The organism is Streptomyces sp. CA-135486, assembly GCF_050936555.1.
In the GTDB taxonomy this organism is placed as follows: Bacteria; Actinomycetota; Actinomycetes; order Streptomycetales; family Streptomycetaceae; genus Streptomyces.
Genome location: NZ_JBNJMM010000001.1, coordinates 1,019,447 through 1,041,815, shown reverse-complemented (window position 1 = coordinate 1,041,815; position 22,369 = coordinate 1,019,447). Strand labels below are relative to the sequence as shown.

20 protein-coding genes and 2 tRNA genes are annotated in these 22,369 nt (G+C 71.7%); 14 read left to right on the top strand and 8 right to left on the bottom strand.

Going from position 1 to position 22,369, the window contains the following annotated elements; translation table 11 throughout:
• Nucleotides 1–139: 139 nt before the first annotated feature.
• The 3 genes from ACQEVG_RS04810 (at nt 140) to ACQEVG_RS04800 (ending at nt 2,149) form a co-directional block, all read left to right on the top strand.
• On the top strand, nt 140–1,345 hold the full coding sequence (locus tag ACQEVG_RS04810; RefSeq protein ID WP_432977482.1) for a helix-turn-helix domain-containing protein: 1,206 nt from the start codon (nt 140–142) through the stop codon (nt 1,343–1,345).
• A gap of 35 nt (nt 1,346–1,380) precedes the next feature.
• Nucleotides 1,381–1,983 (top strand): oligoribonuclease, encoded by a 603-nt coding sequence (gene orn / locus ACQEVG_RS04805; RefSeq protein WP_404723553.1) that lies wholly within the window; start codon nt 1,381–1,383, stop codon nt 1,981–1,983.
• 93 nt (nt 1,984–2,076) lie between these two features.
• A tRNA-His gene (locus ACQEVG_RS04800) sits at nt 2,077–2,149 on the top strand.
• Nucleotides 2,150–2,263: 114 nt separating this feature from the next.
• Here the strand turns inward: ACQEVG_RS04800 and ACQEVG_RS04795 are convergent.
• Nucleotides 2,264–3,283, bottom strand: coding sequence for a trypsin-like serine peptidase (locus ACQEVG_RS04795; protein WP_432977478.1), 1,020 nt, complete (start codon nt 3,281–3,283; stop codon nt 2,264–2,266).
• 96 nt (nt 3,284–3,379) lie between these two features.
• Here ACQEVG_RS04795 and ACQEVG_RS04790 point away from each other — a divergent pair, with 96 nt between their 5' ends.
• Both ACQEVG_RS04790 and ACQEVG_RS04785 read left to right on the top strand, forming a co-directional pair.
• A complete protein-coding gene (locus tag ACQEVG_RS04790; protein WP_432977475.1) occupies nt 3,380–4,231 on the top strand; it encodes a hypothetical protein in 852 nt (283 codons plus the stop codon).
• Nucleotides 4,232–4,372: 141 nt separating this feature from the next.
• The gene (locus ACQEVG_RS04785) at nt 4,373–5,806 is read left to right on the top strand and encodes a S41 family peptidase (RefSeq protein WP_432977472.1); all 1,434 of its coding nucleotides are present in this window, start codon (nt 4,373–4,375) and stop codon (nt 5,804–5,806) included.
• A gap of 73 nt (nt 5,807–5,879) precedes the next feature.
• Here the strand turns inward: ACQEVG_RS04785 and ACQEVG_RS04780 are convergent, their stop codons facing one another.
• From ACQEVG_RS04780 to ACQEVG_RS04770, 3 genes are all read right to left on the bottom strand, one after another.
• The gene (locus ACQEVG_RS04780; protein WP_432977469.1) at nt 5,880–7,355 is read right to left on the bottom strand and encodes a glycoside hydrolase family 18 protein; all 1,476 of its coding nucleotides are present in this window, start codon (nt 7,353–7,355) and stop codon (nt 5,880–5,882) included.
• Between the two features lie 209 nt (nt 7,356–7,564).
• Nucleotides 7,565–8,959, bottom strand: a complete 1,395-nt coding sequence (locus ACQEVG_RS04775; RefSeq protein ID WP_432977466.1) for a sensor histidine kinase — start codon at nt 8,957–8,959, stop codon at nt 7,565–7,567.
• Nucleotides 8,956–9,687 carry a response regulator transcription factor gene (locus tag ACQEVG_RS04770; protein ID WP_432977463.1) on the bottom strand — a complete coding sequence of 244 codons (732 nt, stop codon included), beginning with the start codon at nt 9,685–9,687 and terminating at the stop codon, nt 8,956–8,958. Before ACQEVG_RS04770 ends, ACQEVG_RS04775 begins: the two co-directional genes overlap by 4 nt.
• Nucleotides 9,688–9,784: 97 nt before the next feature.
• On the opposite strand from ACQEVG_RS04770, the gene ACQEVG_RS04765 reads away from it, so the two are divergent.
• Entirely contained in the window at nt 9,785–10,333 is a 549-nt protein-coding gene (locus ACQEVG_RS04765) for a hypothetical protein (protein ID WP_432977460.1), read from the top strand.
• A 36-nt stretch (nt 10,334–10,369) separates the two neighbouring features.
• On the opposite strand, the gene ACQEVG_RS04760 is transcribed toward ACQEVG_RS04765, so the two are convergent.
• Together ACQEVG_RS04760 and ACQEVG_RS04755 are read right to left on the bottom strand one after the other, a co-directional pair.
• Nucleotides 10,370–11,266 carry a spermidine synthase gene (locus ACQEVG_RS04760; RefSeq protein WP_432977457.1) on the bottom strand — a complete coding sequence of 299 codons (897 nt, stop codon included), beginning with the start codon at nt 11,264–11,266 and terminating at the stop codon, nt 10,370–10,372.
• 93 nt (nt 11,267–11,359) lie between these two features.
• Nucleotides 11,360–11,827 (bottom strand): hypothetical protein, encoded by a 468-nt coding sequence (locus ACQEVG_RS04755; RefSeq protein ID WP_432977454.1) that lies wholly within the window; start codon nt 11,825–11,827, stop codon nt 11,360–11,362.
• A gap of 252 nt (nt 11,828–12,079) precedes the next feature.
• Between ACQEVG_RS04755 and ACQEVG_RS04750 the strand changes: the two genes are divergently transcribed.
• Complete coding sequence (locus ACQEVG_RS04750) at nt 12,080–13,501, top strand: tetratricopeptide repeat protein (RefSeq protein ID WP_432977451.1); 1,422 nt, start codon at nt 12,080–12,082, stop codon at nt 13,499–13,501.
• A 103-nt stretch (nt 13,502–13,604) separates the two neighbouring features.
• Here the strand turns inward: ACQEVG_RS04750 and ACQEVG_RS04745 are convergent, their stop codons facing one another.
• A complete protein-coding gene (locus ACQEVG_RS04745) occupies nt 13,605–14,201 on the bottom strand; it encodes a histidine phosphatase family protein (RefSeq protein ID WP_432977448.1) in 597 nt (198 codons plus the stop codon).
• A 192-nt stretch (nt 14,202–14,393) separates the two neighbouring features.
• On the opposite strand from ACQEVG_RS04745, the gene ACQEVG_RS04740 reads away from it, so the two are divergent.
• The 7 genes from ACQEVG_RS04740 (at nt 14,394) to ACQEVG_RS04710 (ending at nt 20,564) form a co-directional block, all read left to right on the top strand.
• Nucleotides 14,394–15,299 (top strand): phosphatase PAP2 family protein, encoded by a 906-nt coding sequence (locus ACQEVG_RS04740; RefSeq protein WP_432977445.1) that lies wholly within the window; start codon nt 14,394–14,396, stop codon nt 15,297–15,299.
• Nucleotides 15,229–16,359, top strand: coding sequence for a hypothetical protein (locus ACQEVG_RS04735; protein WP_432977442.1), 1,131 nt, complete (start codon nt 15,229–15,231; stop codon nt 16,357–16,359). The genes ACQEVG_RS04740 and ACQEVG_RS04735 overlap by 71 nt, the downstream gene beginning before the upstream one ends.
• Entirely contained in the window at nt 16,350–17,936 is a 1,587-nt protein-coding gene (locus tag ACQEVG_RS04730) for a hypothetical protein (protein WP_432977439.1), read from the top strand. The genes ACQEVG_RS04735 and ACQEVG_RS04730 overlap by 10 nt, the downstream gene beginning before the upstream one ends.
• On the top strand, nt 17,933–19,300 hold the full coding sequence (locus ACQEVG_RS04725; protein WP_432977436.1) for an AAA domain-containing protein: 1,368 nt from the start codon (nt 17,933–17,935) through the stop codon (nt 19,298–19,300). The genes ACQEVG_RS04730 and ACQEVG_RS04725 overlap by 4 nt, the downstream gene beginning before the upstream one ends.
• A 62-nt stretch (nt 19,301–19,362) precedes the next feature.
• The gene (locus ACQEVG_RS04720; protein WP_432977433.1) at nt 19,363–19,704 is read left to right on the top strand and encodes a hypothetical protein; all 342 of its coding nucleotides are present in this window, start codon (nt 19,363–19,365) and stop codon (nt 19,702–19,704) included.
• A 139-nt stretch (nt 19,705–19,843) separates the two neighbouring features.
• Nucleotides 19,844–20,500 (top strand): bifunctional DNA primase/polymerase, encoded by a 657-nt coding sequence (locus ACQEVG_RS04715; protein ID WP_432977430.1) that lies wholly within the window; start codon nt 19,844–19,846, stop codon nt 20,498–20,500.
• A tRNA-Lys gene (locus ACQEVG_RS04710) sits at nt 20,491–20,564 on the top strand. The genes ACQEVG_RS04715 and ACQEVG_RS04710 overlap by 10 nt, the downstream gene beginning before the upstream one ends.
• A 206-nt stretch (nt 20,565–20,770) precedes the next feature.
• Here the strand turns inward: ACQEVG_RS04710 and ACQEVG_RS04705 are convergent.
• Nucleotides 20,771–21,940 carry a M6 family metalloprotease domain-containing protein gene (locus tag ACQEVG_RS04705; protein ID WP_432985067.1) on the bottom strand — a complete coding sequence of 390 codons (1,170 nt, stop codon included), beginning with the start codon at nt 21,938–21,940 and terminating at the stop codon, nt 20,771–20,773.
• Between the last annotated feature and the right edge of the window lie 429 nt (nt 21,941–22,369).

Below are 22,369 nucleotides of genomic sequence, written 5' to 3'. Positions count from 1 at the left end.
ACGTCGGCGCCACGGGACACAGTAGATTCGATCATGAGTATCGAAGTCTCGGGACTCGTGCAAAACCGAGGGGAAACGTGCAGGAGCGAAAGGCCCGAAACGAACGGGGAGACGCGAACACCGAGGGGGGCTTAGCGTCATGAGTCAGGACTCCGCCGCACCGGAGGCAGCACGGAAGCTCTCCGGCCGCCGGCGAAGGGAAGTCGTCGCGGTGCTGCTGTTCAGCGGTGGCCCCATCTTTGAGAGTTCCATCCCACTCTCGGTGTTCGGAATTGACCGTCAGGACGCCGGAGTTCCCCGCTATCGACTGCTCGTCTGCGGTGGCGAGGAGGGCCCGCTGCGGACCACCGGCGGGCTCGAACTGACCGCGCCGTACGGCCTGGAGGCCATCGGCAGGGCAGGCACCGTCGTCGTACCGGCCTGGCGGTCGATCACGTCACCGCCACCGCCGGAGGCGCTCGACGCGCTGCGTCGCGCACATGAGGAGGGGGCCCGGATCGTCGGACTGTGCACGGGTGCGTTCGTGCTCGCCGCGGCCGGACTGCTGGACGGCCGCCCGGCCACCACCCACTGGATGTACGCGCCGACACTGGCCAAGAGATACCCGTCCGTCCATGTCGATCCGCGCGAGCTGTTCGTCGACGACGGCGATGTGCTCACCTCCGCGGGAACGGCGGCCGGAATCGATCTCTGCCTCCACATCGTGCGCACCGACCACGGCACCGAGGCCGCCGGGGCGCTCGCCCGCAGGCTGGTCGTGCCGCCACGCCGCAGTGGAGGGCAGGAACGCTATCTGGACAGGTCTTTACCAGAGGAAATCGGGTCGGACCCGCTGGCCGAGGTCGTCTCGTGGGCGCTGGAGCATCTTCATGAGCAGTTCGACGTGGAGACTCTGGCCGCACGTGCGTACATGAGCCGGCGCACCTTCGACCGGCGATTCCGTTCACTGACCGGCAGCGCGCCGCTGCAGTGGCTGATCACCCAGCGGGTGCTGCAGGCCCAGCGACTGCTCGAGACCTCCGACTACTCGGTCGACGAGGTGGCGGGCCGCTGCGGCTTCCGCTCGCCGGTGGCGCTGCGTGGCCACTTCCGGCGCCAGCTGGGGTCTTCTCCGGCCGCCTACCGGGCCGCGTACCGGGTCCGGCGTCCGCAGAGCGACCCGGCCCCGGCCACGGTGGCGGAGCCGGTCGTACCCGCCCAGACCAGACGCGCCGCGGCGGCGTCCGGCCCGTCGGGACCGGCCGCGACCACGGCAGCTCCGCCGGAGCTCGGCAAGCCTCCGTCCGAGGCGTATGCGGCAGGTCACGGCCGCCCGAGCCTGCCCGGCCAGCGGAGTGCGCCATAGACCGACCGACCGCCGGTCGGCCTAAGGTAGGACGCATGAACGATCGCATGGTGTGGATCGACTGCGAGATGACCGGGCTCTCGCTGACGGACGACGCACTCATCGAGGTGGCCGCACTGGTCACCGACTCGGAACTGAACGTGCTCGGCGAAGGGGTGGACATCGTGATCCGCCCGCCGGACGCGGCGCTGGAAACGATGCCCGAGGTGGTGCGGCAGATGCACACCACCTCGGGTCTCCTCGACGAGCTGGCGGGCGGCACCACGCTCGCAGACGCGGAGGAGCAGGTCCTGGCGTACGTACGCGAGCACGTCAAGGAGCCCGGCAAGGCCCCGCTGTGCGGAAACTCGGTCGGCACCGACCGCGGCTTTCTGCTGCGCGACATGCCGAAGGTGGAGCAGTACCTCCACTACCGGATCGTCGATGTCTCCTCGGTCAAGGAACTGGCCCGGCGCTGGTACCCGAGGGCGTACTTCAACAGTCCGGAGAAGAACGGCAACCACCGGGCACTGGCGGACATCCGCGAATCCATCGCGGAGCTGCGCTACTACCGGGAGGCGGTCTTCGTGCCGCAGCCCGGACCGGACTCGGACACGGCGAAGACGATCGCCGCGAAGTACGTCCTGCCTGCGGAGTAGAGCCCGCTCCCTGGGGGCCGTAAACCCGGGAGCGAGCACCCTCCCCGACCCTGTACACTTTTTCTCGGCCGGTCGGGAAAGAGACCGGTCGTGGTGGGTATAGCTCAGCTGGTAGAGCACCTGGTTGTGGTCCAGGATGTCGCGGGTTCGAGTCCCGTTACTCACCCTGAACGATCAAGGGCCCCGGTCTTCGGACCGGGGCCCTTGATCGTTTTCTTGCTGATCATCTCCGCCGTCCGAGACTACGACGACTCTCGTACGACCGGCTCCGTCGGAGGCTTCAGCGCGCGACCGGCATCACGTACGGCGGGCGCTTGATGTCCTCGTCCCTGGTCCCCGCGACAGCGTCGTCGTAGAGGGCCCGGGCATCCTTGCCGTAGACCGGCGCGTAGCTGATCCAGTCGACGTTCTGGTCGTTGCCGCCGCCGTTGTAGCCGCCCGTGTTTCCGATGACCTTCCCGGTACGGGTGCTGGGGTTGTAGCCCGTGATCCAGGGGCCGCCGGAGACCCCGCCGTAGAAGCCGCCGCAGGTCATCCGCATCTGGCGGAAGTTGGTCAGGCGCGAGGTGGCGACGTTGCAGCGGAGCGCCTGGTGGTTCTTGTTGACGCTCTCGCCGCTGGGGTAGCCGATCACGGTCGCGTTGTGGCGGTAGCCGTAGGCCTGGGTGAAGGTGAGCGCTCCGCTGACGTCCTCGGCCTTGCCCTTGGCGTTGGGGGCGACTCGCACGAACGCGAAGTCCAGGTCGGAGACGGGTTTCTTGGTGTTCTGCTCGTACCTCGGGTCCACGAAGACCCTCTGCACCTCGAAGACGCCGCTGGGCTGGCCTGCGACGGAGGCTCCGTGGCGGTACTGCGGTACGAAGATGCGCTGCGTGGCCGCCTTGAGGCCGTTGCCGCAGTGACCGGCGGTCAGGACCAGGTCCTTGGTGCCGCTGTGGACGACGCTGCCCGTGCAGGATGTCGCCTTGCCGCCGAACGGTCTCGCCTTGTAGAAGAACGTGCCCACCATCGGCAGGCCGCCGAAGTACTCACCCTTCTTGGTGCCGGGGGGCGCGCTCCTTCTGGTGCCAGGGGAAGCGTTCCGCGGACCGGCCGCACGGGCCGAGGCCTTCGACGGCGCCCTGTCCCTCGCGGAGTCGACCGGCACGGCCTCCGCCATGCGCTCGCCCGTCCAGAACTCCTCCTCGGCCACGGCCGGGGCGGGGGCGGGCGGGCGGGTCGCCGCCGTGGCGGGACAGGTGCCGAGTGCTCCCGCGAGAAGAACGAGCGCAAGACCAGGCAACCGATGTGAGCGCAACACACTGTCTCTCTCATAGAGGATCAACGTCCGTATCGCAGCGACACTTGCACACTTGTACGGTTCAATGGGTGCAAACGTCACAAAACCGGGGCCGCCATGAGTCACCTCCGTGCCGCAGCCGCCGCACTGCTGTCCCTCGGGTGCGTGCTGGGCACGGCGGCTCCCGCCCTCGCGGCCGACCCGCTGCCGTACGGGCCCAAGAACACCCGCCCCGTCCGGCCCGGCGATGTCCTCACGGTGGACCTCCGCGCGGGTGAGGTCGCAAACGGGCTCACGGTCCGTTCGAAGGCCTTCCTCTCCGCCGGCATCCTGCGGATGGACGCGCCACGGCTGACCGCGACCGTCGCCGTCAAGTGCGACGCACAACCCGGCACATACCCCGTCCTTCTCGGCGACGACGGCTCGCTCTTCACGAAGGTACGGGTCGAGAAGGCTGACGCGGCCGCGCTGCAGAAGTGCCGGACGAAGCTGAAGAACCTGCCGCCCACGTCGAAGGAAGAGCACTGGGACGAGGGTGCGCCCTGGCCCCAGACCGAGTGGGACGTACGGGCCGTTCCGGCCGGCGGCCGGATCACGGCCAGCGACAGCACGGCCTCCGACGGGGCGGTCACCCTCAACTCCCCCGCCTTCACCGGGAAACCCGTACTGCGGGGCGGGAAGAACGTCCTCACGGCCACGGCGACGATCGCCTGCGACGCGAAACCCGGTCTGTACGCCGTCTACCGCGACGACAAGAACGACCCGCGGCCGGAGGCCCGGCGCGCGGTCTGGGCGCGGTACCGCGTCGTGTCCGCCACGGGCGGCTGCGACACCGGCAGGAAGCCCCTCGCCCGCGACTCGGCTGATGCCGGCGCGCCCACAGCCGCATGGGCGGGCGGCGGCGCTGTCGCCCTCACCGCGGTGGCCGGCGCTGTGGTTGTGCTCAGGCGGCGCGTCGGCGCTCGATGAGCCCCGGTCCCCGCCGAGCACCGTCCACGTACCCCTACGGCGGGGGTTTTCCCCATCCCATACCGACCGGACAGCGGGATGTCCCCGACGGCGCCGCGGGCCGATCGTGGTGCTACCGGATCGACGACGTAGGGGGAAGGCATGACCATGCAGCGCAGGAGTGGATCGGGCACCATCTGCAGGACCGTAGCGGCAGCCGCGCTGCTGGCCGTCACCGCGGGCATGGCGCTGCCGCTCGCCCCCGCAGCGAGCGCCCAGCCGGCGGCTCCGCCGACCGGCGTGTGGCGGGTGGACGGATACGGTGAGGTGCTGACCCTGGACGCGGGCCACCTGCAGGAGTACCAGGTCACCGGCGTCAGCTGCGTCAAGGGCGTCGCCGCCGAGCGCGCGGGCGGGCAGGGCGGCACGGCGCGGTACACCAACGACGAGGGCTTCGTCTTCACCGTACGGTCCAAGGGGCGGCCGGACCGGGCGGCGTTCCACATCGACGGCTCGCCCGGCGACCGCGGGCTGCGGCGGATCGACGCCCTGCCCGCCGACTGCCTCTCGCCGGCGCCCGGCGGGCCCGTCGCCGCCTTCGACATCTTCTGGCAGACCTTCGAGGAGAACTACCCCTTCTTCGCCACCAAGGGCATCGACTGGCACGCGGTACGGGACCGCTACCGCCCCCGCGTCCACGCGGGCACGACCGACGCCGAACTCTTCGCGGTCTTCCGGGAGATGATCTCGCCCCTGCATGACATGCATGTCGCCGTGTTCGCGGGCAGGACCGGGACCTTCGGCATGGCACGGCCGGGGACGGTCATGCCCACCAAGGAGCTGGACGCGAAGGTCACGTCGTACATCGAGAAGCGGGATCTGTCGGGCGGGAAGCTGCGGCAGTTCGCGAACGGCCGTATCTCGTACGCCGAACTTCCGAGCAGGCAGGGCTACTTGCGGGTGTCCGGATTCGGCGGATACGTCAAGGCCGACGACTTCGCGGCCAACAGCGCCGCACTGGACGAGGCCATGGACGCGATCCTCACCTCCGCGAACACCGCCCGCCTGCGCGGTCTCATCATCGACCTGCGGATCAACGGCGGCGGCTCGGACTCGCTGGGGCTCCAGCTCGCCGGGCGGCTGACCGACCGCCCCTACTTCGCCTACGCCAAGCGGAACAGGAACGACCCCGCCGACCCGACCCGTTTCACCCGCCCGCAGCCGCAGTACGTACGGCCCGCGGCGGCTCCCCGGTACACCGGCCCGGTCGCCGTGCTGACCGGCGGCTCGACGGTCAGCGCCGGGGAGACGTTCACCCAGGCCCTGATGGAGCGGCCCGGCCGGACGGTCAGGATCGGGGAGCACACGCAGGGCGTGTTCTCGGACACGATGATGCGCGCGCTGCCGAACGGCTGGGCCTTCATGCTCCCGAACGAGGAGTTCCTGACCCGTACGGGAGCGACCTTCGACGGTCCGGGCATCCCGCCGCACCTGCGCGAACCGGTCTTCACCGACGAGGAGTTCGAGCACGGCCGGGACTCGGCCTTCGACCGGGCCGTCGCCGTACTCGGCCGGGGCCGGCAGCACGGCGGCTGACGGCGGAAGGCGTCCCGGCCGGATGGGGGGAGTCCGGCCGGGACGCGTTGGGGGGCTGCGTACTCTCCGCGGCCTACTTGAAGGCGCCGAACGCCTTCGTGAAGGCCAGCGGCTCCTGGACGATCGAGCTGCACGTCGCGTCCGCGGTCGGCTTCGCGCCGCCCGCGCACTCCTTGTCACGCCCCGAGGACCACATCGCCAGCCAGCCCAGGTTCTTCGACTTCGCGAAGTCGACCAGCTGGGTGGCGTCGTCGACCTTGAAGATCTCGCTCGCGACGTCGTTGACGCCGATCATCGGGGTGACGGCGACGGCCTTCCACGCGGCGGCGTCCGACAGGCCGAGCACGCCCTTGATCTGCGCCTGGGTCGCGGTCGCCGCCTGGATGGCGTACTCGCCCATGTCACCGCTGTAGGCGGGTCCGTAGTCCATCGCCATGATGTTGACCGCGTCGACCTTCACGCCGTTCTTCTTGGCGTCGGCGACCAGATCCACGCCGGGCTGGGTGAGTCCCTCGGGCATCACGGGCAGCGTGAAGGAGACGTCCAGGCCCGGGTGTGACTTCTGGAGCTGCGCGATCGCCTGCGAGCGGCGGGAGTTGGCGGCGGTGTCCGGCAGGGCCGCGCCCTCGATGTCGAAGTCGACCTTGGTGAGCTTGTACTCGTCGACGACCTTGCCGTAGGCCTTCGCCAGCTCATCGGCGGAGGAGCACTTGAGCGCGAGCTCGGAGCCCGCGGCGCCGCCGAAGGAGACCCGGACGTCGCCGCCCTTGGCGCGCAGCGCGCCTATCTGGGAGGCCACACCGTCGCTGGCGAGGTCGGTGACACCACCCCAGAGGGGGGCGCAGCTGCCGCCGGAGGTGATGAAGGCCAGATTGAACTCCTTGACCCCGGTCTTGGTCGCGGTGTCCACCAGGTCGTACGCCGGGTAGAGGGACGTGTCGACGTACGGCGCGAAGCGCGCGGCGGACCCGGTGCCGGGCGTGGTGGGCGTCGACGTCGGAGTGGGCTCCGAGGTCGGGGGCTTGGTGGGCGTGGCGCTCTCGGTCGGGGTCGGGGTGGGCGTCGGCTGCTCGGTGGGGCGGCCGCTCGGCTGCGGGGTCGCGCCGTCGTCGATCGAGCACTTGACCGTGTTGATGAGACAGGAGGTCGGGTCGGCGGGGGTCGCGCTGCCGCTCGCGGCGGTGACGAAGCCGACGGTCACCGAGGCACCGGGCGCGAGCCGCTTGTTCCAGCTGGCGGGCTTCACGGTGACGTGCTGACCGCTGACGGTGTGCTCGCCGTTCCACAGCGAGCTGATCGTGGTGCCCGCGGGGAGATCGAATTCGAGGGTCCAGTCCGACTCTGCCTTGTCGGTGTCATTGGTGATGACGTACTGGCCGGTGTAACCGCCTGTCCAGGAGCTCGTCTTGGTGTAGGCGGCGCCGACGGACGCGGCCTGTGCGGTGCCCGTGAGAGCGAACGCCGCGCCGCCGATCACCGCGGCCGCGACAATGGCGCCGAGCGCCTTGGTCTTTGCGCTCGCCGTGCGCCGGTGCGTAGTGCTGCCCATTGCGTGCCTGCCTCTGCGTTACGGGGGTGGGGGTGTGGCAGCACGCTAGCGGTCGGCAAACGGACAAATGGCCTGTTCGGGGCGGGGGTTGGACTTCTTAGGACGCCCTTAAGGAGGGCATCGGAGCGGATTAATGGTCGAGACCAGTGCGAGCGCCGGTGAGCCCGATCGAGCCCGCTTCGGGCGGCTTGTGCCCCGGTCTCGGCGCACTACGCCGTCGCACGCCTGCGGCGCCTGACCGTCCCCCGGTGCCCCCGCGTCCGCTCTCCCGGCACCCCTGCGCGCGGGTCGAGCCCGATCCAGATCCGTACCTCCGTGCCGCCGAGCACCGACCTGCCGATCCGTACGTCCCCGCCCGTCGACTCCGCGACCCTGCGCACTATGTCCAGGCCGAGCCCCGTCGAGCCGTCCCTGCCCCCACTGTTGCCGCGGGCCATCGCCGCCTCCGGGTCCTCGATGCCCGGACCCGCGTCCGAGACCAGCACGATGACCGCGTCGTCGCCGTTGTGCAGGTCGACGGAGAAGGCCGTGCCCTCCGGGGTGTGGCGGAAGACATTGCCGAGCAGCGCGTCGAGCGCGGCGGCCAGTTCGGGGCGGGCCACCGGGATGCGTACCGGCGCCTCGACGCCCGCGACCCGCACCTTGCGGCCCTCGTCCTCCGCGAGCGCCGACCAGAAGTCCATCCGCTGCCGGACGACTTCGGCGGCGTCGCAGCCCGCGCCGGGGCCGGTCGCCGCGGTCTGCGGCTTGGCCTCGCGCGCCGTGCGGATGATCGTGTCGACCTCGCGCTCCAGCTGCTCGACGGCCGCCCTGGTCTGGTCGGCTGCGGGTCCTTCGCCGAGCGAGGCGGCGTTGAGGCGCAGCACGGTCAGCGGTGTACGCAGCCGGTGCGAGAGGTCGGCCGCGAGCTCGCGCTCATTGGCGAGGAGCTGGACCACCTGGTCGGCCATGGAGTTGAAGGCGATCGCGGCGGAGCGCAGCTCGGTCGGCCCCTCCTCCGGGACCCGGGCCCCCAGTCTGCCCTCGCCCAGGTCGTGCGCGGCGCCCGCGAGCCGCTGGGCGGGCTGCACCATCCGGATGCCGAGCCGGTCCGCGACCGCGACCGAGCCGACGATCAGCCCGATGCCGACGCCGCCGAGCACCAGCCAGGCGGTGCTGACGCCGTTGGAGACCTCGCCCTCGGGCACGAAGACCTCGACGACCGCGATCTGGCCGGTGCTGATGGCGGTCGGCTGGAGCAGCGCGGAGCCGTCGGTCACCTCCGTGATGGAGGCGCGGCCGAGGCGCTGGGTGGTGGCCAGGTCCTTCTGCGCGGCCCGGCGGGTGCCGATGGTCACCGGCTGGCTGCCCGGCTCGCCGGAGGCCGGGATGTGCACGGCCATCCGCCCGGCCGCGCCGGCCTGCGTGGACATCACGGCCCGCTCGAGCGGATCGCGTTCGGCCGTGATGGAGAGGGTCGGGCCGATGGCCGCGGCCTGCCGCTCGGCGTTGGAGAAGGCCCGGTCGCTGGCCATCTCCTTGATGACGAGCCCGAGCGGGAACGCGAAGGCCAACACGACCATCGCCGTGACGGCAAGGGAGACCTTGACCAGGGCCCATCTCATGGCCGGTGTCCGTTCGACTGGGGTCCGCTCGACCCGTGTCCGTTCGGCGGCTCCAGCTTGACGCCGACTCCGCGCAGGGTGTGAAGGTACCGGGGCCTGGCCGCGGTTTCGCCCAACTTCCGCCGCAGCCACGACAGATGTACGTCAATGGTCTGGTCGTCGCCGTAGCTCTGCTGCCAGACCTCCGCGAGCAGTTCCTTGCGTGGGACGACGACGCCCGGCCGCCCGGCCAGGAACGCCAGCAGGTCGAACTCGCGGCGGGTGAGATCGAGAGCCGCTCCGTCCAGCTCGGCCTGCCGGCGCAACGGGTCGATGGAGAGCCCGCCGACCTGGATGACGCGCGAGGGCGGCGCGTCCGCGGCCGAGGCCCGCGACCGGCGCAGCACTGCGGCCATCCGCGCGGACAGATGCTCCACCGAGAAGGGCTTGATGAGGTAGTCGTCGGCACCGTCGTTGAGCAGCCGTACGATCTCCGCCTCGTCGTCCCGCGCGGTCGCGATGATCACCGGCACGTCGGTGATGCCGCGCAGCATCTTGAGCGCCTCGGACCCGTCCAGATCGGGCAGGCCGAGGTCGAGGATGACCACGTCGAAACGGAAATGGGCCACCTCGCGCAGCGCCTCGAGGGCCGTGCCGACGCTCCGTACCGTGTGGGAGGCCTCGGTCAAGTGCCGGATGAGGGCGGAGCGCACGAACTGGTCGTCCTCGACCACGAGCACACTTGCCATGGGCGGCACCGTACGCCATCCGGAGTACGTCGGTCCTCTGGAAGATCCAAGAGACGACCATGGGGACTGAGGACAGCTGTGGGGCGCGTGGTGCAGTATGGGCCCGATGCGCAGAGGACTCGTACATGCCATGGCGTGGTCGCTGTCCACCGGAGCGGCGGTCACGCTCTCCTGGTGGGGCGTCCACACCGTCATGTCCGGGACCGCGTACGACCGGCCGCGCGCGCTGCCCATCAGCGCTGACCCGGTCACCGCGCAGGGCGCGAAGCCGGTGGCCTCCTCCACACGGCGGCCGCCGAGTTCGTCGCCGTCGCGGTCGGACGCGGCGGACAAGGACCGCAAACCGTCGGCCACACCGCCGCCCGCGAAGCCGTCCAAGAGCACACCGCCGTCCTCGCCGCCCGCCTATTCACCGCCAACGTCCGGAAATGTGAAGGGCTATACGGTCGATGGCGGCCGGATCGTCTTCGACATCGGCAAGACGTCGGCGGAACTGGTCTCGGCGACGCCGGACTCGGGCTGGCAGATGCAGGTCTGGAAGCAGCCGGAGTGGATCCGGGTGACATTCACCCAGAACGGCCGCGAGGTCTCGGTGTTCTGCACCTGGAACGGTCATGCGCCGACGGTCGAGTTCGACGATCGCTAAGGGGCTGCCGGCACTTGGGCCCCAGGGCTCCGGGGTCTAGCGGAACGCCTCCGGCGGCGGCACGGGCGAGGGCTTCGCACTCGCGTCGGTGACCGCGGCCGCGCCGCCCGTGAAGTCGACCAGCGCTCTGCCGTGTTCGACCCGGCCGGGGTGCGGGTCGCTCGCCACCCGCCTGGTCAGTTCGGCGACGGGCAGCGGCAGATCGGAGGCCAGCAGCACCGCATTGCCGAAGCGGCGGCCGCGCAGCACGGTCGGATCGGCCGCGAGCGCGAGTTCGGGGAAGACGGCCGCGGCGGTGGCGACCTGGGCGCGAATATGGGCCAGCGGCGGCCCGTCGGCGAGGTTCGCCGTGTACCGCCCGCCCGGCGCCAGAACCCTGCGCACCTCGGCGAGGAATTCCGTACTGGTCAGATGCGCGGGGGTGCGGGCGCCGCTGAAGACATCGGCTATCAGGAGATCCGCCCAGCCGTCCGGGACCTTGGCGAGCCCGGTGCGGGCATCGGTGGACCGGACCCGTATGCGGGCGCCCGGGTCCAACGGCAGCTGTCTGCGGACCAGTTGGACCAGCGAGGCGTCCAGCTCGACGATCTGCTGAGTGGAACGGGGGCGGGTCGCCGCGATGTAGCGGGCGAGGGTGAAGGCCCCGCCGCCGAGATGCACGACCTGAAGCGGGCGGCCGGGCGGGGCCGCGAGATCGGCGACATGGCCGAGGCGGCGCTGGTACTCGAAGGAGAGATGGGCCGGGTCGTCGAGGTCGACATGGGACTGCGGGGCGCCGTCGACGAGCAGCGTCCAGCCGCGCGGCCGGTCGGGGTCGGGTATCAGCTCTGCGAGCCCGCCGTCGACCTGCTCGACGACGGGCTCAGGGCCCTTTTTGCGCTCGGCTCGCCTCCGGGCGCTCGTACCCCCGCTCGACGCTCCTCGACGCTGCACGCGCTCGTTCCTCGCTCGCTGAGTCCGCGGGTGCCCGGCCCGTCGGCTGCGGGCAGACCGGCCGGGATTCCCTGTTACTCAGCCATTATCGGCTCAGACGCAGTTGTCGGCGGCCTCAATCAGGCGGGCCGCCTCGTCGAGCGCCTCGCGCAGCACCTCCGGGTCGGTGACCGGACCCGCGTCGTCCGGCGGCAGCAGCCAGCCGGAGCCGGTGACCGGGGGCTCGGCGGGGATACGCAGACCGCGTCCCGAGGTCTGCGTACAGGCGCTGCCCGGCATGTCCCAGCCGTTGGCGGTGCCGGGCGGCACCAGGAAGCCGAGGGTGTCGCAGGCGCCGTCGTGGAGTACCGGGCCGACGGCCGGGGTGTCCGAGCCGCGGCGCAGGATGTCCACCGCCTCGAGCCCCTGGCGGGCGGGGACGGTCACCAGGTCGCAGGGCTCGGTGTCGTCATCGGCCGGGGCTCTGTGGGGTGGTGCGCTGCTGTCCGGGGTTGGCCTGTGGCGAGCAGTTGCAGCAGTCGTGCCTGAGCCGGTCGCGTCGCGGTTGGCGCTGGTCTTCATGCCGACCTCCAACAAGGGGATCCCCTCCTCGCTCGAGTGGAGACACCTGTCGGGCCTCCGAAGGGTTCAACGCCTGTACGCGTCAAGGGCTACGGCGGCACGCCGCCGCAAAGGGTGGCAGTTCATGGCAGATCGAGGGGGAGATATCCCTTTTGTAGGCAAACTCTGTGTAAGTGGCCCGTCACAGCGGGTACGTTCTTGCTCCGCCGGAACACGGCTGCATGAAGAGCTGCACCAAGAGAGGGCTCGGCCATGGCGTCGTCATCGTCATCGTCACAGGCAGCACGGGCGGTTCCCAACCTCGCCTTTCGCCGGCTGCGCGGACAGCGCTCGCCCGGGGAGTTCGCCGCGGCCGTACGCAGGGCCGCGCGGGAGATCGGCGAGCAGGTCTCGTGCGACGCCCGCTACATCGGGCGCGTCGAGGCGGGCGAGATCCGCTGTCCGAACTACGCGTACGAGCGGGTGTTCCTGCACATGTTTCCCGGTCTGGCGCTGGGGGACCTGGGGTTCACGGCACGGGAACAGGTGCGGGGCGGGCGGGGTGGCCGGGGTGGCCGGGGCCGCCCGCCGGAACCGGACGGCCCTTGTCTCCGTCCATGTGACAGCCCCACCAGTTCCGGCAGTCCCGTCAGTCCCAACAGTCCCTTTGACAGCAACATCGACGAGGTGAGCGACGTGCTGCGTCGCGCATTCATGACGAGCGGCCCCGCCACGCTGGCGGCCGCATCCCTCGGGCTCGGCCTCGGTCTCGTGCCCGCACAGCGCCGGGTCGGCGACGCGGAGGTGAACGCCGTCGAGGAAGCGGTACGGCGGATCCGGCTGCTCGACGACCGGCACGGCGCGGACGGGCTCTACCAGCGGGCCGCCCAGCCGCTGCGGGCCGCGTACGCGCTACTCGACGCCGGACTGACGGCACGCCGTTCGACCGCGGACCGGCTGCACGCGGGGGCGGGCGAACTCGCCATCTCGGTGGGCTGGCTGGCGCACGACTCGGGCCGCTTCGACGATGCGCGTTCGCACTACGCGGAGGCGCTGGCGACGGCGCGAGTGGCGGGCGACGAGGCACTGGAGGCACACGCCTTCTGCAATACCTCGTTCCTGGCGCGGGACGCGGGCCGGCCCCGGGAGGCCGTGCGCTCGGCCCAGGCGGGCCAGCAGGCGGCCCGCCGGCTGGCCTCACCGCGGCTGCTCTCGCTGCTCTCGCTGCGGGAGGCGGGCGGCTGGGCGGGGCTGGGGGACCGGCCGGGCTGCGAGAAGTCGCTGGCGCGGGCGCATGCCTACTTCGACCGGGGGGCGGCGGAGGCGGATCCGGAGTGGATGTCCTTCTTCGGGGAGCCCGAGCTGGAGGCACTGCAGGCGCAGTGCTGGGCGGCGCTGGGCGAATGGCCACGGGCGGCCCGCCATGCGCGCCGGGCGGCGGCCCTCCAGGACCGCCGCTTCACCCGCAACCTGGCGCTGTACCGCGCGGAACTGGCGGCGGACCTGGCGCGCGGGGGCTTCCCCGACGAGGCGGCGGACGCGGGCCACCAGGTGCTGGACCTGATGGACGGGGTCCAGTCCTCGCGCATCCAGTCGATGCTGTCGGAGACGGCGAATGTGCTGCGGCCGGAGCGGGGGCGGGGGGACGTCGGGTCGTTCCTGGACCGGCTCGCGGAGGCGGTGCGAGGGGTGTGACGAGGTGCGGCGTCCTCGGGGGTCCGCCCCCGAACCCCGGACGCCCCTTCGAGGGATCAGGAAAGGCGCGGTGGGGAAAGAAACCCGCCCCGCGCCGGGGAACTCACCCCTCCATGTGCCCCGTGTCGTTCCACCGCTCCACCGCCGGCTCCGCGTAGGCCCAGCCCAGAACCGACAGCGACGTCGGGTCCAGCCTGATGCGCGCCGCGAACGACGGGTCCTGGTTCAGCCAGCGCGCGCCCAGGACGCGCAGGATGTGGCCGTGCGCGAAGACCAGCACATCGCGGTCCGCCGAGCGCGCCCACTCGATCACCTCGTCCGCCCGCGCGCCGAGTTCCGACAGCGTCTCCCCCTCGGGGACCCCGTCGCGCCAGATGAACCAGTCCGGGCGGTCCGCGTGGATCTCCGCCGCGGTCAGACCCTCGTACGCCCCGTAGTTCCACTCCATCAGCGCGTCCCACGAGGACGCCCGCTCCCCGAACCCGGCCAGCGCGCACGTCTCGCGCGCCCGCAGCAGCGGGCTGGTCCGGACCTCGACGCCCGACAGGCCCGACCACGGCGAGCGGTGCAGCCGCTCCCCGAGCAGTTTCGCCCCCTGCCTGCCCTCGTCCAGAAGAGGGATGTCCGTCCGGCCGGTGTGCCTTCCGAGCAGCGACCATTCGGTCTGGCCGTGCCGGGCGAGCAGGATGCGCGGTGCCATGTGGGGGCTCCCCTGAGGTTCACATTCGGTGTCGTTCCATCATCGCGCACCTGAACCCGGCGCAACCTGCTGGACGGTCCCGGCGTCCCTCTACAGGTCGGGTACAGGGCGGTTGCCGTCCGGGACCCGCTGGCGGAGCGCTTACTCGTACACCGTACGGTTGACCAGTGGCCAACGGTCGCCTGAACACACATGGGGGAGAACGTTCGGATGCCGTACACCGCGCCTCGCCATCGGCCCCGCTGGTGGACCGAACTGCCGCTGATAGCCGTGGTCTACGCGGCGTACTCGGCCGGCCGACTGCTCGCCCGCGGCGATGTGACGACCGCCGTCGACCACGGCATGGCGATACTCCGGGCCGAGAAGGCACTCTCCCTCAACGCCGAACACCCCCTGAACCGCCTCTTCACCAAGACCCCCGCCCTCGGCATCCCCGCCGACTTCGCGTACGCCTCGCTGCACTATCTCGTCACTCCGGCCATCCTGGTCTGGCTCTTCCGCCGCCGACCCGCCCGGTACCGGGCCGCGCGCACCTGGCTGATGCTCTCCACGCTTCTCGGTCTCGTCGGCTTCACGCTTCTGCCGACCTGCCCGCCACGGCTCCTCGACGCCGGTCAGGGCTTCGTCGACACGATGGCGCAGTTCAGCTCGTACGGCTGGTGGGGCGGCGAGGCGAGCGCGCCGCGCGGCATGGGCTCGATGACCAATCAGTACGCGGCGATGCCGAGTCTGCACGTCGGCTGGGCACTGTGGTGCGGTGTGATGCTGTGGCGGCACGGGCGTACGCCGCTGCTGAAGGTCCTCGGCGTCGCCTACCCGCTGCTCACCACACTCGTGGTGATGGGCACGGCCAACCACTACTTCCTGGACGCGGTCGCGGGCGCCGCGGTCATGTGCGTCGGCGCGCTGCTGACGCGCCCGGCGATGCGCCTCGCCGACCGCGTGCGCGCCCGCTTCGCCTCCGCCCCTTCCGGCTCTTATGGCTCGAAGTCCACGATTGTCAGTGGCGGATGCGAGACTTCCGCGGGTGAGCGAATCCCTGGACAGCGGACCACCTCCGCAGGCGCCGACGACAGCACTACGGCAGCGGCTCGCTGAGCTGCGCGGCCCCGCCGCCCAGCCGCATCCGCTCGACGCCCGCGCGCTCGCCGCCCTGGCCGCCAACCCCGGCTGCAAACGGCGCGCGCTGCTCGACGGCGCCGGGGTCGACAAGGCGGCGCTGGCCTCCGCGCTGGGGTCGCCGGCGGCGTTCGGGCAGTCGCAGTTCGCGTTCATGCGGGGCAATGCCTTCGAGGCGAAGGTCAAGTCCGACGGCGGCAAGGAGCTGCTGCGGCTGCTGGGCGTACCCGACGCCGGCAGCACGGCCGAGGTCCGGCTGCCCGATCTGTCGGCGGCGGGCCCCGAGGGCCGGGCCGCGCGTACGGCGCTGGCGCTGCGGGAGGCCACTGCCGCGGACGCGTGGACGCTGCTCGACCACCCCTTGCTGGCGCTGGAGGTGGCGGGATCGCCCGCCTATCTGGAGCCGGACGCGGTAGTTGTCGCGCCCGACGGACGATGGACGGTTGTCGAGATCAAGTCGTTCCCGATGATCGACGCGTCGGCGGACGCGGCGAAGGTGGGCGCGGCCGCGCGCCAGGCCGCGGTGTACGTACTGGCGCTGGAGCGGGTCGCCGCCCTCATGGAGGGCGCGCAGGTGGCCCACCGGATTCTGCTGGTCTGTCCCAAGGACTTCTCCAATCTGCCGACCGCGTCCGTCGTCGACGTGCGCAAGCAGTTGTCGGTCACCCGGCGGCAGTTGGCCCGGCTGACCCGGATCGAGGACATCGCCGCCGCGCTGCCCGAGGGCACGACCTTCGATCTGGAGCGCCCGGCACACGAACTGACGGCGGCCGTGGAGTCGGTGTCCGCCGCGTACGCACCCGAGTGCCTGGCCGCGTGCGAGCTTGCCTTCCACTGCCGGGACAAGGCCCGTGCGGCGGGCGCGGTGGAGGCGCTGGGCCGCGGGGTGCGCGGCGAGCTGGGCGGTCTGACGACGATCGGCGACGTCCTGGCGGCGGCGCGCGGCGCGGCAGGGGATCCGGACGACCCGGCGGTCGCGGCGCTGCGCCGGGCGGCGGCGCTGCGGGCCGAGGCGCTGGAGGGGGCAGGATGTCGCTGATCTCCACACTCGCCAGACTCGAGGCCGTGGAGTCGGGGCGGGCGACACCGCTCGCGACGGTGCGGCACCGGCATCTGTCCGAACGGCCGCTGGTCTTCGTGCCGCTCACCACGGCGGGCGAGGCGGGCGCGCCGCTGGGTGCCCTGGTCGGCACGGATGCGGACGAGCCCCGGCTGCTGGTGGTGGCCCAGCCACGCGACCGCGATCTGCGCTTTGCGTTCCTGGCCGAGCTGGCCGATGCGGTGCTGCCGCATCTGGAGACGTACGCCGATGATGTCGAGCCCGCGGAGCGCAGTGAGACCGACCCGGAGACCGGCAAGAGGATCAAGGTCGAAGTCGAACTGTGCGTGGACGCACCGCAGTTGATCGTGCCCGGTCGGGCCGGCATCGACTTCGTACGGCTGCTCGGCCGGTCGATGCGGTTTCGCCGTACGGCGGAGCAGGACCCCGATGCGCCCCACCCCGCACCGCCGCGTGTGCCACTGCTGGGCCGCTGGCTGACGCACTACGGCGAGCGGGCCCGGGTGCCCGGGTCATCACTGCTGCTCGCCGCGACCGATCTGCTGAACCGGCACTGGGCGAGTGGCCAGTCGTCGCTGGAGGACCAGCATCTGGGGGCGCTGCTCGCCTGGATCGACGTGCCCGAGGGCGAGTCGGGTGCGGAGGCCGCGCTGCGGGCCGAGCTCGCGCGGGATGCGCGGGGGCAGCTGCTCTGCCCGCCGGCCGGGCCCGCGACCGACCCGGCCTTCGACAACAGGCTGCTGGCCCCGGCGGTGGAGCGGTACGACCGGGCCCGCCAGGCGCTGGGCGCGGCGGAGGACGGGGCCGCGGCGGATGCGCGGCTGGGTGAACTGGCCGCCGCCGAACGGGAGATCCGCCGGCTGCTGCTGACCCAGCTGCGGCCCACCTGGGACGCGGTGTGGCGCAGCCTGGAGCTGGTGCGCGAGCTGCCGGAGGGCTCCCGCGCGGCGGACCGCTGGACGCGGGACCGCTGGTCGTTCACGGCGCACCGCGACCGCATCCTGGCCGGGGAGCCGCCGCAGCCGCGCCGCGACGACGCGGTGACCGCCGCGCAGAAGCTCGCCTCCCGCGAGAGCGCCCAGGCCCAACTGGACGCGCAGGAGGCCCTGGACGACCCGCTCGTCCTTGCCGGGCGCAGGCTCGCGGGCGAGGCGTTCCTGAGCGAGGTGACCGAGGTGGTGATGGCCTGGTCCGACTCGAAGCGCCCGAGCCCCCGCCCGCTGCTCACGGTCCGCACGGACGACCGACCGCATCTGGGCGAGCGGGCGAAGGTGTACCGCACGCTGGACGGCAAGCCGCAGACGGCGGAGTTCGTACGCCACGAATCGCAGGGCACGCTGGTGCTGCGGCTGACGGACCGCATGGGCCGCTCCAAGGATCCGGCGGAAGGCTCCGTGCCGGACAAGGGCGAACGGATCGCCTGGACCCTGTTCGAACACGACCAGCGCGGCGGCCCGAAACTCCCGTCCCCGGAGGAGACCCCGTGGACCCACGGCGGGCCTCCGGGCACCGCCGCGGAACACCCCGACCCCGTGACCCCGGAGGACGTGCTGTGAGCGGGCACGCATTCGACCCGGCCGGCTTCGACCCCGCCGGCTTCGACCCCGCCGGTGAGGCCGCTCGGGCCACCGAGGCGATCCTTGGCGACACATTTCACGGGGCTCACCGCGGCGTCGTCGTGGACTCGCCGCCCGGCGCGGGCAAGTCCACGCTCGTCGTGCACGCCGCACGTGAACTCGCCGCGGCCGGACGGCCGCTGATGGTCATCGCGCAGACCAACGCTCAGGTGGACGACCTCGTCGTGCGGCTCGCCGAGAAGGAGCCCGAACTGCCCGTCGGGCGGCTGCACAGCAATGACCCCGACCCGTACGACAAGGCCCTCGACGAGCTCGACAACGTACGCAAGTCCGCCAAGGCGGGCGACCTCGCGGGCCTGGAGATCGTCCTCTCGACCGCCGCGAAGTGGGCACATGTGCAGGGCGTCGAGCCCTGGCGGCACGCCATCGTCGACGAGGCCTACCAGATGCGCTCCGACGCGCTGCTCGCCGTCGCCGGGCTCTTCGAACGCGCGCTGTTCGTGGGGGACCCCGGGCAGCTCGACCCGTTCTCGATCGTCGGCGCGGACCAGTGGGCCGGGCTGTCGTACGACCCCTCCGCGAGCGCCGTCTCCACCCTGCTGGCCCACAATCCCGAGCTGCCGCAGCACCGGCTGCCCGTCTCCTGGCGGCTCCCGGCATCCGCCGCGCCGCTGGTCTCCGACGCGTTCTACCCGTACACCCGCTTCCGCAGCGGCACGGGCCCGGACGACCGGCGGCTCGCCTTCGGGGTGCCGTCGGACGGATCGGGGCCCGACCGGGTGCTCGACGAGGCGGCGGAGTCGGGCTGGGGCCTGCTGGAACTGCCCGCCCGGCACACGCCCCGTACCGACCCCGAGGCGGTACGGGCCGTGGCGCTGGTGGTACGCCGGCTCCTGGACCGCGGCGGCGCGGCCACCAGCGAGCGGTCCGCGCACCCGGTCCCGGTGACCGCCGACCGCATCGCGGTCGGCACCGCCCACCGCGACCAGGCGGCGGCGGTCCGCGCGGCGCTCGCGGAGCTGGGCGTCACGGATGTCACCGTGGACACGGCGAACCGTCTGCAGGGCCGGGAGTTCGACGTGACGGTCGTCCTCCACCCGCTGTCGGGCCGCCCGGACGCGACGGCGTTCCACCTGGAGACGGGCAGACTGTGCGTGCTGGCGTCCCGCCACCGCCACGCATGCATCGTGGTGTGCCGGGCCGGCGTCGGTGATCTGCTGGACGAACACCCGTCGACGGAGCCGGTCCAGCTGGGCGTCACGGTCAAGTTTCCGGATGGCTGGGAGGCCAATCACGCGGTCCTGGCGCACCTGGCGGAACACCGCGTGAGCTGGTCCCCGTAGGCCCACTTGCGGAGAGTTGGACAATAGAGGGTGGCCCGGAGGCAATGAGCAGGAGGAAGCGCATGTCAGAGCACGAGCGGACCGAGCGAAGGCTGCGGCCCGCACCGCTCCTCTTCGAGCCCTCGGAGGCCGCGGCGGACCCGGAGCACTTCTTCGATCTGGAGTCGATGGACGACCCGCGGGAGCTGCTGGCGCGCGCCACCGAGCTGACCCTCGCCTTCCGCGCGGCGGCCGACCGGGCGCTGGAGTACCAGGCCATCGCGGCGGCCCAGCTCGCCGATCCGCGCCACTTCGACCGGCTGACGCCCGGGGACATCGCCCAGCGGGCGGAGTGGACCGAGGACTATGCCAGAAAGATGATCGAGTTCGGCCGCGACCTGCTCCGGGGCGGATCTCAGCAGTAGCGCGATGCCGGAGCTCGATGCCGGGTTCATCAGTCGCCTGGCATATACCGGGGCGCAAGATACCCCTCCCGGGCACGCCCTGTCCCCGTTTTGGTCAACTCTCAGAAACGGATCTGTCACTCCCAGTAGATATTGCTGCATGAGTGCATGGCTGCGAGACGACTCCCTGCTGACTTCCGGCGCCGGTGACGACGAGCGCCGGGCCGACACCTCCGCCCTCCCGTGGGAGGACGGCCGCCACCAGGTCACCCAGGTCACCGCGCCCGGAGCGAGCTGGCTCGCCTCCGCCGGGGCGTATCCGCGCTCGGTGCTCTCCTTCTGGGAGAACAGCCCCACCGCTCCCGCCGTGCTCCCCTGCGGCTCCGTCTTCGACGTCGTGAACGTGCCCACGGTCTTCGGCCGGCGCATGCTCGACCGGCTCTGGGAGGAGGGGCCCGGCTCCGGCCCCGTCGCCATGCACCACGGCCGGATGCTGCTCTTCGCCGCGCCCGGCACCGCGCACCGTTTGCCGGCGCTGCTCGACTGGGAGGAGTGGGGCGAGGCCGTGCCGCCGCTGCTCTGCCACGGCATCGGGGACGCGATGACCGTACCGCCGCTGACCAGCGTGCCCGGCGCGTCGGGGCCGCGCTGGCTGGTGGCTCCGGACACCCGGCACCCGTGGCTGCCGGGGCCCGAGGTGGTGCTCTGGGCGTGCGTACGGGCGGCCCGCGCGGCGTCGTCACCGAGCGTCCGTATATCGATTTTTCCTCGCGGCGAGCAGGATGCTAAGGTCTACGACGTCAGCAGGCGCCGCTAGCTCAGTTGGTTAGAGCAGCTGACTCTTAATCAGCGGGTCCGGGGTTCGAGTCCCTGGCGGCGCACAGACGGAAAAAGCCCCTCGCGCAAGCGGGGGGCTTTTTCGTGCGCCGACGGGGAAGGCAAGCCGGGCCCGGATCGAAAGCCCGGCCCGCAGGCCGGGAGCCCCGGACCGGAACCCTGGCGCCGCCGAGCCCGGGAACAGCACCAGGAGCGCGCCCGCACCCGGGGGCCGGAGCGCCGCCTACGCCGTCGTGATCTTGACCCCCGCCTACGCCGTCGTGATCTTGACCGTCCACGCGCCCGTCCTCGTACGGTCCACCACCTCCACCCTCGTCCGCTCCCCCGGCGTCCCCGGCATCGTGAACGTCTCGCCGACACCCAGCGGCGCATCCGCCAGCGGCGGATACACCGACTGGTCCCAGCACGCCGCCGTGTCCGGGTGGGTGTCGACCACCTCGACGGGACCGCCGCCCGAGGCCGTCTCCGTCTGCACGCGGTACAGCAGCAGCCCCTCCGTACACGTCGTCTCGTCGTTACCGGTCGCCCCCCGAGCCTCGATCGCGAGCGCCGAGTCCTCGCCCGTCCTGACGACCGCGAGCCGCGTACCGAGGCTTCCGCCCGGGGCCGGCGCGGCCGCCAGCGGCTCCAGGGTGATCAGCTCGGACTTTGTCACGCACCGCACGGCCCGCCCGTCCAGCCAGCCCAGCTTCCACTTGTGCCAGCCGAAGAAGTCCGGGGACAGTCCGAACTGGCTGCCCATCACATCCCAGTCGCCGACATACGTGTCCCAGTCGCCCTTGCCGTCCGTCGGCCGGTGGTAGAGGTCCGGCAGGTCGAAGACATGCCCGGTCTCGTGCGCCAGCACATTGCGGTCCGGCGGATGCTGCTCGAAGACGGTGACGAGCCGTGTGATGTCGGTGCCGTCGGCGGACAGCGGCTCTTCCAGGTTGACGACCTTGGTCGCGTCGGAGTCGACGCCGGGCGCGTCCGGGTCGGCGACCAGGTAGACGATGTCGTAGCGGGAGAAGTCCACCGTCGGATCGGCGGCGGCGATCGCGTCGCTCAGATATGCGCTGCGCTGCCCGGAGTCCCAGTCCCGCCTTATCCCGTACGCCGTCGAGGCCTTCGGCATCGTCACCCACTGGTGCTGCGGATGCGGCCGCAGCGCGAACTTCCCGTAGGAGGCGCGCGCGTAGAAATCACTCGTGGCGGGGAAGTGGTCGGCCGCGATCTCGGCCGGCGCGTTGACCGGCGCATGGTCCGGGAACGAGAGGAAGACCATGACCGCGTCGAGGTCCGTGGACGGGCGCGGATACGCGGTGTCCCAGGTGTCGAGGCCGAGGGAGTGGTGCGCGGAGGTGCGGGACAGCGCGCACGAAGCAGCCGAGGTCTTGGCCACCGCGGGGCCCGCCACCAAGGACGTGGCGGCGAGCGCCATGAGGGAGGTGAGGGCGGCCGCGGCGCTGCGCAGGCGCGCGCGTTCCACTCCCCCGGGTGTTCCCTCGGACGAGTGCTGACCCTCCACGTGGACCTCCGCGACGGAATGGGGGACACCTCAACCACCCTGTTCCGGTTTCGGAGGGTATGCCCTGTTCCGCTGCCCCACCCGGGTGACCGACCCGACACCGACCCGCGACTCGCCGACACTCCGATGGCTCACGGAACGTCACATTCGGTCAGCATGGAATCCCGCCCGGCCCGACCTGTGCAGAAACGATCGACCGAAGGCCGCAAGGGGGCCGTCCCCAGGGCTCGTCGCTGGAACGGCCCACAGGCAGCCTCTATGATCGGCACACTTTCCCCGATTTCTACTTCCCGACCACATCGGTACGACCGTGTACGACACAACCCCACTGCGGGAGCGACG

What these genes read in the sequence shown, in the direction of transcription:
- ACQEVG_RS04785 (WP_432977472.1), top strand. Translation starts at nt 4,373, where the DNA reads ATGACCATGCAGCGCAGGAGTGGATCGGGCACCATCTGCAGGACCGTA.
- ACQEVG_RS04765 (WP_432977460.1), top strand. Translation starts at nt 9,785, where the DNA reads ATGGGCCCGATGCGCAGAGGACTCGTACATGCCATGGCGTGGTCGCTG.
- ACQEVG_RS04705 (WP_432985067.1), bottom strand. Translation starts at nt 21,940, where the DNA reads ATGGCGCTCGCCGCCACGTCCTTGGTGGCGGGCCCCGCGGTGGCCAAG.
- ACQEVG_RS04775 (WP_432977466.1), bottom strand. Translation starts at nt 8,959, where the DNA reads ATGAGATGGGCCCTGGTCAAGGTCTCCCTTGCCGTCACGGCGATGGTC.
- ACQEVG_RS04750 (WP_432977451.1), top strand. Translation starts at nt 12,080, where the DNA reads ATGGCGTCGTCATCGTCATCGTCACAGGCAGCACGGGCGGTTCCCAAC.
- ACQEVG_RS04730 (WP_432977439.1), top strand. Translation starts at nt 16,350, where the DNA reads ATGTCGCTGATCTCCACACTCGCCAGACTCGAGGCCGTGGAGTCGGGG.
- ACQEVG_RS04780 (WP_432977469.1), bottom strand. Translation starts at nt 7,355, where the DNA reads ATGGGCAGCACTACGCACCGGCGCACGGCGAGCGCAAAGACCAAGGCG.
- ACQEVG_RS04790 (WP_432977475.1), top strand. Translation starts at nt 3,380, where the DNA reads ATGAGTCACCTCCGTGCCGCAGCCGCCGCACTGCTGTCCCTCGGGTGC.
- ACQEVG_RS04755 (WP_432977454.1), bottom strand. Translation starts at nt 11,827, where the DNA reads ATGAAGACCAGCGCCAACCGCGACGCGACCGGCTCAGGCACGACTGCT.
- ACQEVG_RS04745 (WP_432977448.1), bottom strand. Translation starts at nt 14,201, where the DNA reads ATGGCACCGCGCATCCTGCTCGCCCGGCACGGCCAGACCGAATGGTCG.
- ACQEVG_RS04715 (WP_432977430.1), top strand. Translation starts at nt 19,844, where the DNA reads ATGAGTGCATGGCTGCGAGACGACTCCCTGCTGACTTCCGGCGCCGGT.
- ACQEVG_RS04770 (WP_432977463.1), bottom strand. Translation starts at nt 9,687, where the DNA reads ATGGCAAGTGTGCTCGTGGTCGAGGACGACCAGTTCGTGCGCTCCGCC.
- ACQEVG_RS04720 (WP_432977433.1), top strand. Translation starts at nt 19,363, where the DNA reads ATGTCAGAGCACGAGCGGACCGAGCGAAGGCTGCGGCCCGCACCGCTC.
- orn (WP_404723553.1), top strand. Translation starts at nt 1,381, where the DNA reads ATGAACGATCGCATGGTGTGGATCGACTGCGAGATGACCGGGCTCTCG.
- ACQEVG_RS04740 (WP_432977445.1), top strand. Translation starts at nt 14,394, where the DNA reads ATGGGGGAGAACGTTCGGATGCCGTACACCGCGCCTCGCCATCGGCCC.
- ACQEVG_RS04810 (WP_432977482.1), top strand. Translation starts at nt 140, where the DNA reads ATGAGTCAGGACTCCGCCGCACCGGAGGCAGCACGGAAGCTCTCCGGC.